This is a genomic window from Streptomyces sp. JLYT201 (assembly GCF_059448825.1).
In genome coordinates this window covers 2,910,477-2,924,354 of sequence record NZ_CM182551.1, presented here as the reverse complement: position 1 = coordinate 2,924,354, position 13,878 = coordinate 2,910,477, and the positions used below count along the sequence as shown (strand labels likewise).

Sequence of the window (13,878 nt, the reverse complement as noted above, 5' to 3'; positions counted from 1 at the left end):
GGCCCCGGCGCACCGCACACGCCCACGCACGCCCCGCCGCGATCACGCCCACGGCGAACACCGACGACCCGGAGCGCGGAACGGGAACTTCGCCAGGGGTCTGCGGGCTTGCATACAGTGGCAGGACCGGCAAAAGCTATTGAGGATTCAGCGATCGAAGGGACGTACATGCCCATGGGTCACACGGCCACAGCCGCGGCAGGCTCCGGCGGTCTGGCAGCGACCGAGCACCGCCTTGCCAACGGCCTGCGCGTGGTGCTCTCCGAGGACCACCTGACCCCGGTCGCCGCGGTGTGCCTCTGGTACGACGTGGGCTCGCGCCACGAAGTCAAGGGGCGCACCGGTCTGGCTCACCTCTTCGAGCACCTGATGTTCCAGGGCTCGCAGCAGGTGCACGGCAACGGTCACTTCGAACTGGTGCAGGGCGCCGGCGGCTCGTTGAACGGCACCACCAGCTTCGAGCGCACCAACTACTTCGAGACCATGCCCGCGCACCAGCTGGAGCTCGCCCTGTGGCTGGAGGCGGACCGGATGGGCTCCCTCCTGGCGGCACTCGACGAGGAGTCCATGGAGAACCAGCGCGACGTGGTGAAGAACGAACGCCGCCAGCGCTACGACAACGTCCCCTACGGCACGGCCTTCGAGAAGCTCACCGCCCTGTCGTACCCGGAGGGCCACCCCTACCACCACACCCCGATCGGCTCCATGGCCGACCTGGACGCGGCCACCCTCGAGGACGCCCGGAACTTCTTCCGCACGTACTACGCGCCGAACAACGCGGTCCTGTCCGTGGTCGGCGACATCGACCCGGAGCAGACGCTCGCCTGGGTCGAGAAGTACTTCGGGTCCATCCCCGGGCACGACGGCAAGCAGCCGCCGCGCGACGGCTCGCTGCCCGAGCGCATCGGCGAGGAGCTGCGCGAGGTCGTCGAGGAGGACGTCCCGGCCCGCGCCCTGATGGCCGCCTACCGCCTGCCCCAGGACGGCACGCGCGCGTGCGACGCGGCCGACCTGGCCCTGACGGTGCTCGGCAGCGGCGAGTCCTCCCGGCTCTACAACCGCCTGGTGCGCCGCGACCGCACCGCGGTGACCGCCGGGTTCGGCCTGCTGCGGCTCGCCGGGGCGCCCTCGCTCGGCTGGCTCGACGTGAAGACCTCGGGCGACGTGGAGGTCCCCGTCATCGAGGCCGCCGTCGACGAGGAGCTCGCCCGGTTCGCCGAGGAGGGCCCGACCCCGGAGGAAATGGAACGGGCCCAGGCCCAGTTGGAGCGCGAGTGGCTCGACCGTCTCGGCACGGTCGCGGGCCGCGCGGACGAGCTGTGCCGGTTCGCCGTGCTCTTCGGTGACCCGCAGCTCGCCCTCACCGCGGTCCAGCGCGTCCTCGACATCACCGCGGCCGAGGTCCAGGAGGTCGCCAAGGCGCGCCTGCGCCCCGACAACCGCGCGGTCCTGGTGTACGAGCCGGTGGCCGCCGCGGAGGACGCCGACGGCGCGGACGGCACGGCCGCCGAGACCCAGCAGGAAGCCGCCGAGACCCAGCAGGAAGAGGAGGCGGCGAAGTGAGCGAGGCTGAGACGTCTGTGAAGATGCAGTTCCACCCGCAGCCCCAGGCGGGCACGGCCAAGCCCTGGGCCTTCCCGGCCCCCGAGCGCGGCGCCCTGGCCAATGGCCTGACGGTGCTGCGCTGCCACCGCCCCGGCCAGCAGCTCGTCGCCGTCGAGGTCCACCTCGACGCGCCCCTGGACGCCGAGCCGCAGGGCCTGGACGGCGTGTCCACGATCATGGCGCGGGCGTTCTCCGAAGGCACCGACAAGCACTCCGCCGAGGAGTTCGCCGCCGAGCTGGACCGCTGCGGCGCCACGCTGGACGCGCACGCCGACCACCCCGGCGTCCGGCTCTCCCTCGAAGTGCCCGTCTCCCGCCTGGCGAAGGGCCTGGGCCTGCTGGCCGACGCGCTGCGCGCGCCCGCCTTCGAGGACGGCGAGATCGAGCGCCTCGTCCGCAACCGCCTGGACGAGATCCCGCACGAGACCGCCAACCCCGCGCGCCGCGCCGCCAAGGAGCTGGCCAAGCAGCTCTTCCCGGCCACCTCGCGCATGTCGCGCCCGCGCCAGGGCACCGAGGAGACGGTCACCGCCATCGACTCCGCGGCCGTACGCGCCTTCTACGAGAAGCACGTGCGCCCCGCCACGGCCACCGCCGTCGTGGTCGGCGACCTCACGGGCACGGACCTCGACGCCGTCCTCGCCGACACCCTCGGCGCCTGGACGGGCGGGTCGGCGGAGCCGCACGTGATGTCCCAGGTGACCGCCGACGACACCGGCCGCGTCGTCATCGTGGACCGCCCCGGCGCCGTCCAGACGCAGCTCCTCATCGGCCGCGTGGGCGCGGACCGGCACGACATCGTCTGGCCGGCGCAGGTCCTCGGGACGTACTGCCTGGGCGGCACCCTCACCTCGCGCCTGGACCGCGTCCTGCGCGAGGAGAAGGGGTACACGTACGGCGTGCGCGCCTTCAGCCAGGTGCTGCGCTCCGCGGCCCCGCGGTCCCCGGAGGGCGCCCCGGGCGTCGCCATGCTGGCCATCAGCGGCTCCGTGGACACGCCGAACACGGGCCCGGCGCTCGACGACCTGTGGAAGGTCCTGCGCACCCTCGCCGCCGAGGGCCTCACGGACGCCGAGCGCGACGTCGCCGTGCAGAACCTGGTGGGCGTGGCCCCGCTGAAGTACGAGACGGCCGCCGCCGTCGCCGCGACGCTCGCCGACCAGGTGGAGCAGGAACTGCCGGACGACTTCCAGGCGACCCTGTACCGGCAGTTGGCCGGGACGGGCACGGTGGAGGCCACCGCGGCCGTCGTGAGCGCGTTCCCGAGTGACCGTCTGGTGACGGTGCTCGTCGGTGACGCCGCACAGATCGAGGAGCCCGTCAGGGCCCTCGGCATCGGCGAAGTGACGGTTGTCACCGGCTGATTGCGGCACACACGCCGTGAAGCGGCCCCACCGGGCCGCAAGGGGCAAACCGGAATGAACGCCGCGTAACCCAAGGGACCCCGGAGGCGCAGGAAGCCTCCGGGGTCCCGGCATGCCGCCATATGTCCGAATTGACATGGAGGTTGGGTGTCTGCCGTGTGGCGTGCGCTACAAAAGGCGGGATCCGTTTGTCGATTGAAAGATGAGACGTTTAGCGTCAGTGCGGCTGTACGTCACGCAGTACGCCGCGCCCGCGGCACCGCACAGTCATCGCCGAGTCCCCGTACGGCGCGAGCCAGGGGAGCCGGGGACCCACACGTCCCTGGGGTGAATCGGTCCCCTTGCCGCGAGGCGAGGAGTCCGTAGGAGACCTTCCTGCTCCGAACCCGTCAGCTAACCCGGTAGGCGAGAAGGAAGGAAAGGACCAGCCGCTTCATGGCGCTCATCCGCCCGACCGGCAAGCACCGCCGTCCGAGCCGCATCACGCGCACCACCGCCAGCGCCGCGGGCGTCGCCGCCCTCACCACCACCGGTGTCATCTCGGGCCTGGCCGCTCCGGCCCTCGCCGCCGACGGCTCCGCGGACCACGCGAGCACCGGCCTCACGCAGGCCATCGCCATCAACGACACGCTGGCCGACGAGATCGACGCCCAGGCCGCCGCCCAGAAGCAGGCCGCCAACGACGCCGCCGCCCAGAAGAAGGCGGAAGAGGCGGCGCGGCAGAAGGCCGCCGAGCAGAAGCGCAAGGCCGAGGCCGCCGCGAAGGAGAAGGCCGAGAAGGAGGCCGAGGCCAAGGCGGCGAAGGAGGCCAAGGAGCGGGCCCGCGAGCGCGCCGCCCGTGACGCCGAGCGCAAGCGCCTGAACGCCTACGTGGCCCCGGTCGCCGGCTCCTACGTCTCCACCTCCTACAAGGCCGGCGGCGGCATGTGGTCCTCCGGCAGCCACACCGGCATCGACTTCCACGCCGCGTCCGGCACCTCGGTGCAGGCGGTCGGCGCGGGCACCGTCGTCGAGGCGGGCTGGGGCGGCGCCTACGGCAACAACGTCGTGATCAAGATGAACGACGGCACGTACACCCAGTACGGCCACATGTCGTCCCTCAGCGTCACCGTCGGCCAGGCCGTCACCCCCGGTCAGCAGATCGGCCTCTCCGGCTCCACCGGCAACTCCTCCGGGCCGCACCTGCACTTCGAGGCCCGCACCGGCGCCGAGTACGGCTCGGACATCGATCCGATCGCCTACCTGCGCTCCCACGGCGTGGCCGTCTGACGCATCGACGGCGCGAGCGCCCCGCGCCCGCGCACGTCCCGAAAGCCCCGGCTCACCGAGCCGGGGCTTTCGGCATCGGGGCACGGCTCGGGCCCTAAGCGTCCACGACCGGTAAGCGTGCCGCCGCGCACACCTTTGGCCAAAAGATATCCATGGATTCCGGTGCCCCATCGGAAAATGCGGCCATCTGCAATAGAGTCCGTCCTGGCAGCGTCCATGGAGTCGTCGCACCGGCGTCTTCAACGCGTCGCGCGACGCGTTTCGCGGGCATTAAAGCGGAGGTCCGTCATGCGCATTCCCGCGCACTCGGTCTGCACGGCCATCCGGGACGACATCGTCTCCGGTGTCTACGAACGCGGCACGCGGCTCACCGAAGAACTCCTCGCCCGCCGCTACGGCGTCTCGCGCGTCCCCGTGCGCGAGGCCCTGCGCACCCTGGAGGCCGAGGGCTTCGTCGTCACCCGCAGGCACGCGGGCGCCTGCGTCGCCGAGCCGACCGAGCAGGACGCCGCCGACCTCCTGGAGGTCCGTACGCTCCTGGAGCCGCTGGCGGCCGCCCGCGCGGCCCAGCGCCGCACCGAAGCCCATCTGAAGGTCCTGCGCGGCCTCGTGCGGCTCGGCCAGGAGCGGGCCCGGCGCGGCGGCGAGGACCTGCGCGCGCTCGACGGCTGGTTCCACGAGACGCTCACCCAGGCCTCCGGCAGCCCCGGCCTCATCGCCCTGCTCACCCAACTGCGCCACAAGGTCGCCTGGATGTACGTGGCGGACGCGCAGGCCGCGGCCACGGACCTGTGGGCCGGTCACGCCGCGGTCGTCGACGCGGTCGCCCGCCAGGACGCCGACCGGGCCCGCGCGCTCACGCTCCTGCACGCCGAGCGCACGGCGTCCGCGTACCGACCGCGCGCCGGGCGCGTGAGGGGTTCGCAACGCGCCGTCAACAAAGTAGGCGTACGGAATTAACAGGCACCCCGTACACAGGACTAACGAGAACCTCGTACACAGGATTAACAGGAGCCTCGTACACGGGGTCCGTATCCTGTACGCGGGACTCGGCCATGGGACTCGTATGCGGGGCTCATATGCGGAGTGCACGCACCCGAAGTGCGCGTATGCGCCCTCATACGCCGCGTTGTGAAAGCCCGGCAGGCGCGCGTGGGAATTCCCCGCCGGATTTACCGGCCGGGGGTGCCGCCTTTGTGCCACCGGTGGTGCGCCACCGGCTCGTGAATTCACCCAAGGCGTTCGCCGGGCGGGACTCCGCACGGGCGCGCCTCGGGGGCGCCCCGAAAACACGACGGAGCCGCGTGGCCACCCAGTGGCTCACGCGGCTCCGGCACGCTGTGTCCGACCGTGTCAGACGGTCTCCGGGAGCTCCTCGAGGCCCTCGGAGACGAGCTTCGCCAGCCGGTCCAGGGCGGCGTCCGCACCCTCGGCGTCCGAAGCGAGCACGATCTCCTCGCCGCCCTGCGCGCCCAGGCCGAGCACCGCGAGCATCGAGGCCGCGTTGACGGGGTTGCCGTCGGCCTTGGCGATCGTCACGGGGACGCCCGAGGCCGTGGCCGCACGGACGAAGATGGAGGCGGGCCGGGCGTGGAGGCCCTCGGCCCAGCCGACGTTGACGCGGCGCTCAGCCATGTGTTGCTGCCCTTCCAGGTGTCTCACACTTGTCTAGACCAGTGTCTCATGCCGACCCGAGTGCTCCCGCAGGACCGGCGGAGCGCTGCCCCACGGGCCGCGTCCCGCCACCCGAGCGCCTTCGACCCCTCCTACATTGCCCCGGGCCCGGCGCCCGCGCGACCCGTACCCTGGCCCCATGCAGACCCCGGCGGACGGCTCAGCACACACCTCGTCGGACAGCGCCGCGCACGCTCCGGCGTACGGCACGGCGCCCGCTGCCCCGCTCGCGCCCGTGCCCGCCGCCCCGCAGGCCCCCGCGGCCGACGCCGCCTCCGCCCCGGCAACGGGCGCGGACCAGCACCCCTACCCCTCCCACTGGGAGGCCGACGTGGTGCTGCGCGACGGCGGCACCGCCCGCATCCGGCCCATCACGGCCGCCGACGCCGACCGTCTGGTCAGTTTCTTCGAGCAGGTCTCGGACGAGTCGAAGTACTACCGCTTCTTCGCGCCCTACCCCCGCCTGTCCGCCAAGGACGTGCACCGCTTCACGCACCACGACCACGTGGACCGCGTCGGGCTCGCGGCCACCATCGGCGGCGAGTTCATCGCCACCGTCCGCTACGACCGCATCGACGCCCAGGGCCGCCCCGCAGCGGCGCCCGCCGACGAGGCCGAGGTCGCCTTCCTCGTCCAGGACGCCCACCAGGGCCGCGGCGTCGCCTCCGCGCTGCTCGAACACATCGCCGCCGTCGCCCGCGAACGCGGCATCCGCCGCTTCGCCGCCGAAGTCCTGCCCGCCAACACCAAGATGGTGAAGGTCTTCACGGACGCCGGATACCAGCAGCAGCGCAGCTTCGAGGACGGCGTCGTGCGCCTCGAACTCGACCTGGAGCCCACCGACCGCTCCGTCGCCGTCCAGCACGCCCGCGAACAGCGCGCCGAGGCCCGCTCCGTGCAGCGGCTGCTCGCGCCCGGCTCCGTCGCGGTCATCGGCGTCGGCCGCGCCGAGGACAGCGTCGGCCGCGGCGTCCTGCGCAACCTGCTGCGCGCGGGCTTCACCGGCCGCGTCCACGCCGTCAACCGCGCCTTCGCGGACCGGGCCACCACCGAGGGCGTCGAGGGGGTCCCCGCGCACCGCTCCGTGCGCGACATCGCCGGGCCCGTCGACCTCGCCGTCGTCACCGTCCCCGCCGAGCACGTGCCGGAAGCGGTCGCCGAGTGCGGCGAACACGGCGTCCAGGGCCTCGTCGTCCTCTCCGCCGGATACGCCGAGAGCGGCCCCGAAGGGCTCGAACGCCAGCGCGAACTCGTCCGTCAGGCCCGCTCCTACGGCATGCGCCTCATCGGCCCCAACGCCTTCGGCGTCATCAACACCGCTTCCGCCGTACGCCTGAACGCCTCGCTGGCCCCCGAACTGGCCGCCGCCGGCCGCATCGGCCTGTTCACCCAGTCCGGTGCCATCGGCATCGCCCTGCTGTCCCGGCTGCACCGCCGCGGCGCGGGCCTGTCGTCCTTCGTCAGCGCGGGCAACCGCGCCGACGTCTCCGGCAACGACGTCCTCCAGTACTGGTACGACGACCCCGACACCGACGTCGCGCTCATGTACCTGGAATCCATCGGCAACCCCCGCAAGTTCACCCGCCTCGCCCGCCGCGCCGCCGCCGCGAAACCCCTCGTCGTCGTCCAGGGCGCCCGGCACAGCGGCATCGCCCCCACCGGCCACGCCGGGGCCGCGACCCGGCTCCCGCACGCCACCGTCTCCGCGCTGCTCCGCCAGGCCGGGGTCATCCGCGTCGACACCGTCACCGAGCTCGTCGACGCCGGGCTCCTGCTCGCGGGCCAGCCGCTGCCCGCGGGGCCCCGCGTCGCCATCCTCGGCAACTCCGAGTCCCTCGGCCTGCTCACCTACGACGCGTGCGTCGCCGAAGGCCTGCGCCCGCTGCCCCCGCGCGATCTGACCACGGCCGCGACGCCCGAGGACTTCCGCGCCGCGCTCGGCGCCGCGCTCGCCGCCGACACCTGCGACGCGGCCGTCGTCACCGTCATCCCCTCGCTCGGCGAGTCGAGCCGCGAGGGCCAGGGGGAGACCCTGGCCACCGCCCTGCGGGCCGCCGCGGCGGCGTGCCCCACCAAGCCCGTCGCCGTCGTCCACGTGGAGCTCGGCGAGCTCGCCGAGGCCCTCTCCGCCGCCGCGAGCACCAAGCCCGGGTCGGCCGCCGCCCGCCCCGCCGACCGGCCGCCCGCCGCCCCGCCCACGGCCGACGCCCCGCCGCCGCACGCCCGCATCCCCGCCTACCCCGCGGCCGAGCGGGCCGTGCGCGCCCTAGCCGAAGCCGTCACCTACGCCCAGTGGCGGCACGACATCGCCGACCCCGGCAAGGTGCCCGAGTACGACGACATCGACGAACAGGGCGCCGCCGGCCTCATCGCGGACCTCCTCGCCAAGGGCGGCGACCCGCACGGCCTGACCCTCGACCCCGACGACGCCCGCGACCTGCTCGGCCGCTACGGCATCGCCGTCCACGCCGTCCTGCCCGCACCCGACGCCGACGCGGCCGCCGACGCCGCCCTGAGGCTCGGCTACCCCGTCGCCCTCAAGACCACGGCCCCGCACCTGCGCCACCGCCCCGACCTCGGCGGCGTACGCCTCGACCTCGCCGACGAGGAGCAGCTGCGCCGCGCCTACCGCGAGCTCACCCACGCCCTCGGCCGCCCCGCCGAGCTGCGGCCCGTCGTCCAGGCCATGGTCGCGCGGGGCGTCGACACCGTGGTGCGCGCGGGGCACGACCCCGCCGCGGGGGCGGTGCTGTCCTTCGGCCTCGCGGGCGCGGCGTCCGAACTCCTCGGGGACACCGCCCACCGGCTGATTCCCGTCACCGACCGCGATGCGCGCACCCTCGTGGGATCGATCCGGACCGCGCCGCTCCTCTTCGGCTGGCGCGGTGCGGCCCCCGTGGACACCCCCGCCCTGGAGGAGCTCCTCCAGCGGGTCTCGCGCCTGGTCGACGACCATCCCGAAGTGGTCACCGTCTCACTGGAACCGGTGGTCGTCGCCCAGGACGGCCTGTCCGTCCTCAGCGGCACCGTCCGCCTCGCCCCGCCCCCGGCCCGCGACGACCTCGGACCGCGCACCCTGCCCGCCTACTGACGAGCCCGCGCCGCCCGCCGAGGCGGCCACCGGGCACCGTCGGGCGGGCGCCGGGCCGTAGGATGGGCGTCATGGCAAAGACCGGTACCACGACCCAGGGGCTGCGCGCGGCGATCGAGCGCAGCGGCTACTACCCGGCCCTCGTGGCCGAGGCGGTGGAGGCCGCGGTCGGCGGCGAGACCATCGGGTCGTACCTGGTCCACCAGGAGACCACGTTCGACGCCAACGAAGTACGCCGTCACGTGACGGTGCTCGTCCTCACCGACACCCGCTTCATCGTCAGCCACACCGACGAGCAGGCGGCCGACAGCACCTCGCCGACCCCGTACGCCACGACCTCCACCGAGTCCGTGAAGATCGGCCGGATCTCGTCGGTCGTCGTCAGCCGCGTCGTCGCCAATCCCGAGAAGTACGTCCCCGGCTCCCTGCCCCGTGAGGTCGTCCTCACCATCGGCTGGGGCGCCGTCTCCCGCATCGACCTCGAACCGGCCGCCTGCGGCGACCCCAACTGCGAGGCCGACCACGGCTACACGGGCAGCTCCACAGCCGACGACCTCAGCCTGCGCGTCAGCGAGGCCGGCGACGGACCCGACACGGTCCGCCAGACCCTCGCCTTCGCCCAGGCCCTCTCCGAGGCCACGGCGGCCACCGCCGGCGGCACGGGCACCACCCGCTGATGGTCACAGCCGACTGGACCGGCGGCTGGGACGACGTACAGCCCCTGGAGCTCGCCACCGCACCGCTGCCCGAGTACGGCACCGGGTCGCTCGCCGACCTGCTGCCCACCCTCGTCGCGCACCAGGAGGTCGACGGCTTCGCGCCCGCCATCGCCGAGCTGACCCCCGCCGACCGCAACTGCGTCTTCCTGATCGACGGCCTCGGCTGGGAGCAGCTGCGCGCCCACCCCGCCGAAGCGCCGTTCCTGACCTCGCTCCTCGGCTCCTCGCGCGGCGGCACCGGGCGCCCCATCACCGCGGGCTTCCCCGCCACCACGGCCACCTCCCTCGCCTCCGTCGGCACCGGCCTGCCTCCGGGCGTCCACGGCCTGCCCGGGTACACCGCCCGCAACCCCGACACCGGCGAGCTGATGAACCAGCTCCGCTGGAAGCCCTGGACCGACCCGCACGCCTGGCAGCCCCATCCCACGGTCTTCCGGCGCGCCCACGAGGCGGGCGTCCACACCGCCCAGGTCTCCTCGCCGACCTTCGAGCACACCCCGCTCACCAAGGTCGCCCTGAGCGGCGGCACCTTCCGCGGCCGCCTCTCCGGCGAGGACCGCATGGACCTCGCCGCCGAGCAGCTCGCCGCCGGTGACCGTTCCCTGGTCTACACGTACTACGCGGAGGTCGACGGCAAGGGCCACCGCTTCGGCCTGGACTCCGACGCCTGGCGCGGCCAGCTCATGTACGTCGACCGCCTCGTCCAGCGCCTGGCCGAGCAGCTGCCGCCGCGCAGTGCCCTGTACGTCACGGCCGACCACGGCATGGTCGACATCCCCTTCGACGACGAATCCCGGATCGACTTCGACGAGGACTGGGAGCTGCGCGCGGGCGTCGCCCTGCTCGGGGGCGAGGGCCGCGCCCGCCACGTCTATGCCGTCCCCGGCGCCGAGGCCGACGTCCTCACCGTCTGGCGGGAGGTCCTCGGGGACCGCTTCTGGGTGGCCGGGCGGGAGGAGGCCATAGCCGCGGGGTGGTTCGGCCCGCGCGTCGACGAGCGCGTCCACGGCCGCATCGGCGACGTGGTGGCCGCCGCTCACGACGACGCCCTGATCATCGCCTCCCGCACGGAGCCCCACGAGTCCGCGATGGTCGGCAACCACGGCTCCATGACCCCCGCCGAACAGCTCGTACCGCTGCTCGAAGTACGCTCCTAGCCCTCGTGCGCCCTCCACGGGCGCCCCCGCACGCCCCCACACGATGAAAGGCCCTCAACTCCCCATGCCTGAGCTGGTGTTCTTCTCCGGAACGATGGACTGCGGGAAGAGCACCCTCGCGCTGCAGATCGAGCACAACCGCTCGGCCCGCGGCCTCGAGGGGTTGATCTTCGCGCGCAACGACCGCGCGGGTGCGGGCAAGCTCTCCTCCCGCCTCGGCCTCGTCACCCAGGCCCTCGAAGTGGCCGACGGCCTCGACTTCTACGCCCACCTCGTGGACCGCCTCTCCCAGGGCGGCCGCGCCGACTACGTCATCGTCGACGAGGCGCAGTTCCTCACCCCGGAGCAGGTCGACCAGCTCGCGCGCGTGGTCGACGACCTCGGCCTCGACGTCTTCGCCTTCGGCATCACCACCGACTTCCGCACCCGGCTCTTCCCCGGCTCGCAGCGGCTCGTCGAGCTCGCCGACCGCATAGAGGTCCTCCAGGTGGAGGCCCTGTGCTGGTGCGGCGCCCGTGCCACCCACAACGCCCGTACCGTCGGCGGCCACATGGTCGTCGAGGGCGCCCAGGTCGTCGTCGGAGACGTCAACCAGGCCGCCGACGAGGTGGGCTACGAGGTCGTGTGCCGCCGTCACCACCGCCGTCGCATGACCGCCGCGTCCGCCCACGCGGGCGCCCTGTCGCCCGACGTCCTGCCGCTCGACAGCGACAGCGCCGTCGGCACCCTGGAGCGCTCCTAGCGCTCCCAGGGTCCCTGGAGCCGCTGGGGTCGCTGGAACCTCAGAGCCCTCCTGGAGTCACCGAGCCCCCTGAGGCCCCGGAGCGCCGCCGTCAGCGCGTCTCCGACGGCTCCTGGCAGGACCGCTCGGTGTGCACGAGCGTGAACACCGCGCCCTCCGGGTCGGCGACCGTCGCGATCCGCCCGTGCGTGCCCTCGCGCGCGGGACGCACGAGACGGCCGCCGAGTTCGACCGCCCGCTCCACCGTCGCGTCCACGTCCGCGGCCTCGAAGTACGTCATCCAGTACGCGCCCCGGTCGCGCGGCAGCGCGCTGCCGACGCCGTGCACCGACGCCACCGCTCGGCCCTCCAGAAAGAGGGTCAGGAAGTCCGCGTCGGGTGCGCCGGACGCCTCCTCGGTGTAGCCGAACAGCGTCCGGTAGAACTTGGCGACCTCCGCCGTCTCCCGGGTCACCAGCTCGTTCCAGGCGGGTGCGCCGGGCACCCCCGCCACCGCGGTGCCCAGGTGCTCCGCGGGCTGCCAGATGCCGAACACCGCGCCCGCCGGGTCCGACGCGATCGCCATGCGCCCGGCCTCGGCCGCGTCCAGCGGGCCGACGCCGACCGTGCCGCCGCAGTGCCGGGCCATCTCCGCCGTCTCGTCGGCGTCGTCCGACGCCAGATACGGGGTCCAGGCGATCGGCAGGCGCCGGTCGGCCGGCAGCTCGCCGATCCCGGCCACCTCGCGGTCCTCCAGGAAGGCGCGTACGTAGGGGCCCAGCTGCTGCGGCCCGGGCCGGTACGTCCAGCCGAAGAGCCGCGCGTAGAACTCCTTGGTCGCGGCCAGGTCGTGCGCCATCAGGCTCACCCAGCAGGGCGTGCCGGGTGCGGGCCGCGCGCTCCGTTCGCGTCGGCTGTCCGGCCACCGTGCCTCGGTCATCGTCACTCTCTCCTCGGGCCCTCGTGGCGGCGGCAGCTCACGGACGGCGCCGGTCGCGGACGTCAGGGGGCCGGATTCGCGATCCGTCATCTGCTGTTCCATGACGTCGCTCGTCCGCCCGCTGCCGTCCGCCACCCGCCGTCGGTCAGCCGCCGCCACTCCGCTTCGACTCGCCTTTCGAACGCGCGTACCCTGGCCGCGCGCATGCCCGTCCGTGCAGATGCTTGCACCACCCGCCGCCCGGCGCCCCCCGGCCGCGCCGCCTTTTCCTGTTTCCTGGCGGAGGATGCCCGGTCTGCCGTTTCCCATCCGTAAACGTGCGATTGCCGAGCCGTGTCCGTCTTCGGTACGGGGCGTGCCCGGTCCCGTACGCCACGTGTTCGGGCGGGTCCGGCCGAGCAGGCTAGCCGGACCTGGACGCGGCGGCCACCCCGTGGGCAAGGTTGGGGCTTATGAAAGCCATCATCTCCGCATCCGAACTCGCGAGCGACCTGGCGGGCGGGAATCCGCCAGTGCTGCTCGACGTCCGCTGGCAGCTCGGCGGCCCGCACCAGCGGCCCGCCTACGAGGAGGCGCACATCCCGTCGGCGGTCTTCGTCGACCTGGACGCGGAACTGGCAGGTCCGGCCGGGGCGGAGGGCCGCCACCCGCTGCCGGACGCCGGGCGCTTCGGCGCGGCGATGCGGGCGGCGGGCGTCTCGGGGGACCGGGACGTGGTCGTGTACGACGGCGGGCAGGGCTGGGCGGCGGCGCGCGCCTGGTGGCTGCTGCGCTGGGCGGGTCACCCGTCGGTGCGGGTCCTCGACGGCGGGCTCGCGGCGTGGCGCGGCGAGCTGGAGTCCGGCGACGTACGACCGCCCGCGGAGGGCGCGTTCACGCCGGTGCCCGACTCGGTCGCCCGCCTCGACGCGGACGGCGCTGCCGCCCTGGCCCGCTCGGGTCTGCTCCTGGACGCCCGGGCCGCGGAGCGCTACCGGGGCGACGTCGAGCCGATCGACCGCGTGGGCGGGCACATCCCGGGCGCGGTCTCGGCCCCCACGACGGAGAACGTCTCCGGGGATGGCCGATTCCGTCCGGCGGGGGAGCTGACGGCCCGCTTCACCGCCCTGGGCGCCGCCGACGCCCCGGAGGTCGGGGTGTACTGCGGTTCGGGCGTCTCGGGTGCCCATGAGGTCCTCGCCCTCGCGGTGGCGGGCATTCCGGCGGCTTTGTACGTCGGTTCCTGGTCGGAGTGGTCCTCGGACGCGGCTCGTCCGGTGGCGAAGGGGCCGGATCCGCAGTAGGGGGCCGAGGAGATGTCGTCGGCGCTCGCGGAGCCGGGTGCGACGGCATGACCGT

The 13,878-nt window shown here is 73.8% G+C and carries 11 protein-coding genes and 1 riboswitch; of the genes, 9 read left to right on the top strand and 2 right to left on the bottom strand.

Annotated elements, in window-relative coordinates; all coding sequences use genetic code 11:
• The first annotated feature begins 168 nt into the window (after positions 1 to 168).
• The 4 genes from AC5WAM_RS11500 to AC5WAM_RS11485 all read left to right on the top strand — a co-directional run bounded on the left by AC5WAM_RS11500 (position 169) and on the right by AC5WAM_RS11485 (position 5,198).
• A complete protein-coding gene (locus AC5WAM_RS11500; protein ID WP_495522539.1) occupies positions 169 to 1,563 on the top strand; it encodes a M16 family metallopeptidase in 1,395 nt (464 codons plus the stop codon).
• Between the two features lie 23 nt (positions 1,564 to 1,586).
• Entirely contained in the window at positions 1,587 to 2,969 is a 1,383-nt protein-coding gene (locus AC5WAM_RS11495; RefSeq protein ID WP_366794922.1) for a M16 family metallopeptidase, read from the top strand.
• A 261-nt stretch (positions 2,970 to 3,230) separates the two neighbouring features.
• Positions 3,231 to 3,391, top strand: a riboswitch (cyclic di-AMP (ydaO/yuaA leader).
• Between the two features lie 13 nt (positions 3,392 to 3,404).
• Positions 3,405 to 4,238 (top strand): M23 family metallopeptidase, encoded by an 834-nt coding sequence (locus AC5WAM_RS11490; protein WP_366794906.1) that lies wholly within the window; start codon positions 3,405 to 3,407, stop codon positions 4,236 to 4,238.
• 288 nt (positions 4,239 to 4,526) lie between these two features.
• On the top strand, positions 4,527 to 5,198 hold the full coding sequence (locus AC5WAM_RS11485) for a GntR family transcriptional regulator (RefSeq protein WP_366794908.1): 672 nt from the start codon (positions 4,527 to 4,529) through the stop codon (positions 5,196 to 5,198).
• A 393-nt stretch (positions 5,199 to 5,591) separates the two neighbouring features.
• Here AC5WAM_RS11485 and AC5WAM_RS11480 read toward each other — a convergent pair whose 3' ends face one another.
• A complete protein-coding gene (locus AC5WAM_RS11480) occupies positions 5,592 to 5,873 on the bottom strand; it encodes an HPr family phosphocarrier protein (protein WP_138962230.1) in 282 nt (93 codons plus the stop codon).
• Positions 5,874 to 6,051: 178 nt separating this feature from the next.
• Between AC5WAM_RS11480 and AC5WAM_RS11475 the strand changes: the two genes are divergently transcribed.
• The 4 genes from AC5WAM_RS11475 to AC5WAM_RS11460 all read left to right on the top strand — a co-directional run bounded on the left by AC5WAM_RS11475 (position 6,052) and on the right by AC5WAM_RS11460 (position 11,621).
• Positions 6,052 to 9,003: a bifunctional acetate--CoA ligase family protein/GNAT family N-acetyltransferase gene (locus tag AC5WAM_RS11475; RefSeq protein WP_495522538.1), complete on the top strand. Its 2,952-nt coding sequence runs from the start codon at positions 6,052 to 6,054 to the stop codon at positions 9,001 to 9,003.
• Between the two features lie 71 nt (positions 9,004 to 9,074).
• The gene (locus AC5WAM_RS11470) at positions 9,075 to 9,680 is read left to right on the top strand and encodes a DUF5998 family protein (RefSeq protein WP_366794910.1); all 606 of its coding nucleotides are present in this window, start codon (positions 9,075 to 9,077) and stop codon (positions 9,678 to 9,680) included.
• Positions 9,680 to 10,879: an alkaline phosphatase family protein gene (locus AC5WAM_RS11465; protein ID WP_495522537.1), complete on the top strand. Its 1,200-nt coding sequence runs from the start codon at positions 9,680 to 9,682 to the stop codon at positions 10,877 to 10,879. Before AC5WAM_RS11470 ends, AC5WAM_RS11465 begins: the two co-directional genes overlap by 1 nt.
• A gap of 64 nt (positions 10,880 to 10,943) precedes the next feature.
• Positions 10,944 to 11,621, top strand: a complete 678-nt coding sequence (locus AC5WAM_RS11460; protein ID WP_138962234.1) for a thymidine kinase — start codon at positions 10,944 to 10,946, stop codon at positions 11,619 to 11,621.
• Between the two features lie 91 nt (positions 11,622 to 11,712).
• Here the strand turns inward: AC5WAM_RS11460 and AC5WAM_RS11455 are convergent, their stop codons facing one another.
• Complete coding sequence (locus AC5WAM_RS11455; protein ID WP_495522536.1) at positions 11,713 to 12,540, bottom strand: VOC family protein; 828 nt, start codon at positions 12,538 to 12,540, stop codon at positions 11,713 to 11,715.
• Between the two features lie 452 nt (positions 12,541 to 12,992).
• On the opposite strand from AC5WAM_RS11455, the gene AC5WAM_RS11450 reads away from it, so the two are divergent.
• Positions 12,993 to 13,823 carry a sulfurtransferase gene (locus AC5WAM_RS11450; RefSeq protein WP_366794913.1) on the top strand — a complete coding sequence of 277 codons (831 nt, stop codon included), beginning with the start codon at positions 12,993 to 12,995 and terminating at the stop codon, positions 13,821 to 13,823.
• The last annotated feature ends 55 nt before the right edge of the window (positions 13,824 to 13,878 follow it).

Coding starts and splice junctions, on each gene's coding strand:
- AC5WAM_RS11485 (WP_366794908.1), top strand. CDS start 4,527: ATGCGCATTCCCGCGCACTCGGTCTGCACGGCCATCCGGGACGACATC.
- AC5WAM_RS11470 (WP_366794910.1), top strand. CDS start 9,075: ATGGCAAAGACCGGTACCACGACCCAGGGGCTGCGCGCGGCGATCGAG.
- AC5WAM_RS11465 (WP_495522537.1), top strand. CDS start 9,680: ATGGTCACAGCCGACTGGACCGGCGGCTGGGACGACGTACAGCCCCTG.
- AC5WAM_RS11450 (WP_366794913.1), top strand. CDS start 12,993: ATGAAAGCCATCATCTCCGCATCCGAACTCGCGAGCGACCTGGCGGGC.
- AC5WAM_RS11495 (WP_366794922.1), top strand. CDS start 1,587: ATGCAGTTCCACCCGCAGCCCCAGGCGGGCACGGCCAAGCCCTGGGCC.
- AC5WAM_RS11480 (WP_138962230.1), bottom strand. CDS start 5,873: ATGGCTGAGCGCCGCGTCAACGTCGGCTGGGCCGAGGGCCTCCACGCC.
- AC5WAM_RS11500 (WP_495522539.1), top strand. CDS start 169: ATGCCCATGGGTCACACGGCCACAGCCGCGGCAGGCTCCGGCGGTCTG.
- AC5WAM_RS11490 (WP_366794906.1), top strand. CDS start 3,405: ATGGCGCTCATCCGCCCGACCGGCAAGCACCGCCGTCCGAGCCGCATC.
- AC5WAM_RS11455 (WP_495522536.1), bottom strand. CDS start 12,540: ATGACCGAGGCACGGTGGCCGGACAGCCGACGCGAACGGAGCGCGCGG.
- AC5WAM_RS11475 (WP_495522538.1), top strand. CDS start 6,052: ATGCAGACCCCGGCGGACGGCTCAGCACACACCTCGTCGGACAGCGCC.
- AC5WAM_RS11460 (WP_138962234.1), top strand. CDS start 10,944: ATGCCTGAGCTGGTGTTCTTCTCCGGAACGATGGACTGCGGGAAGAGC.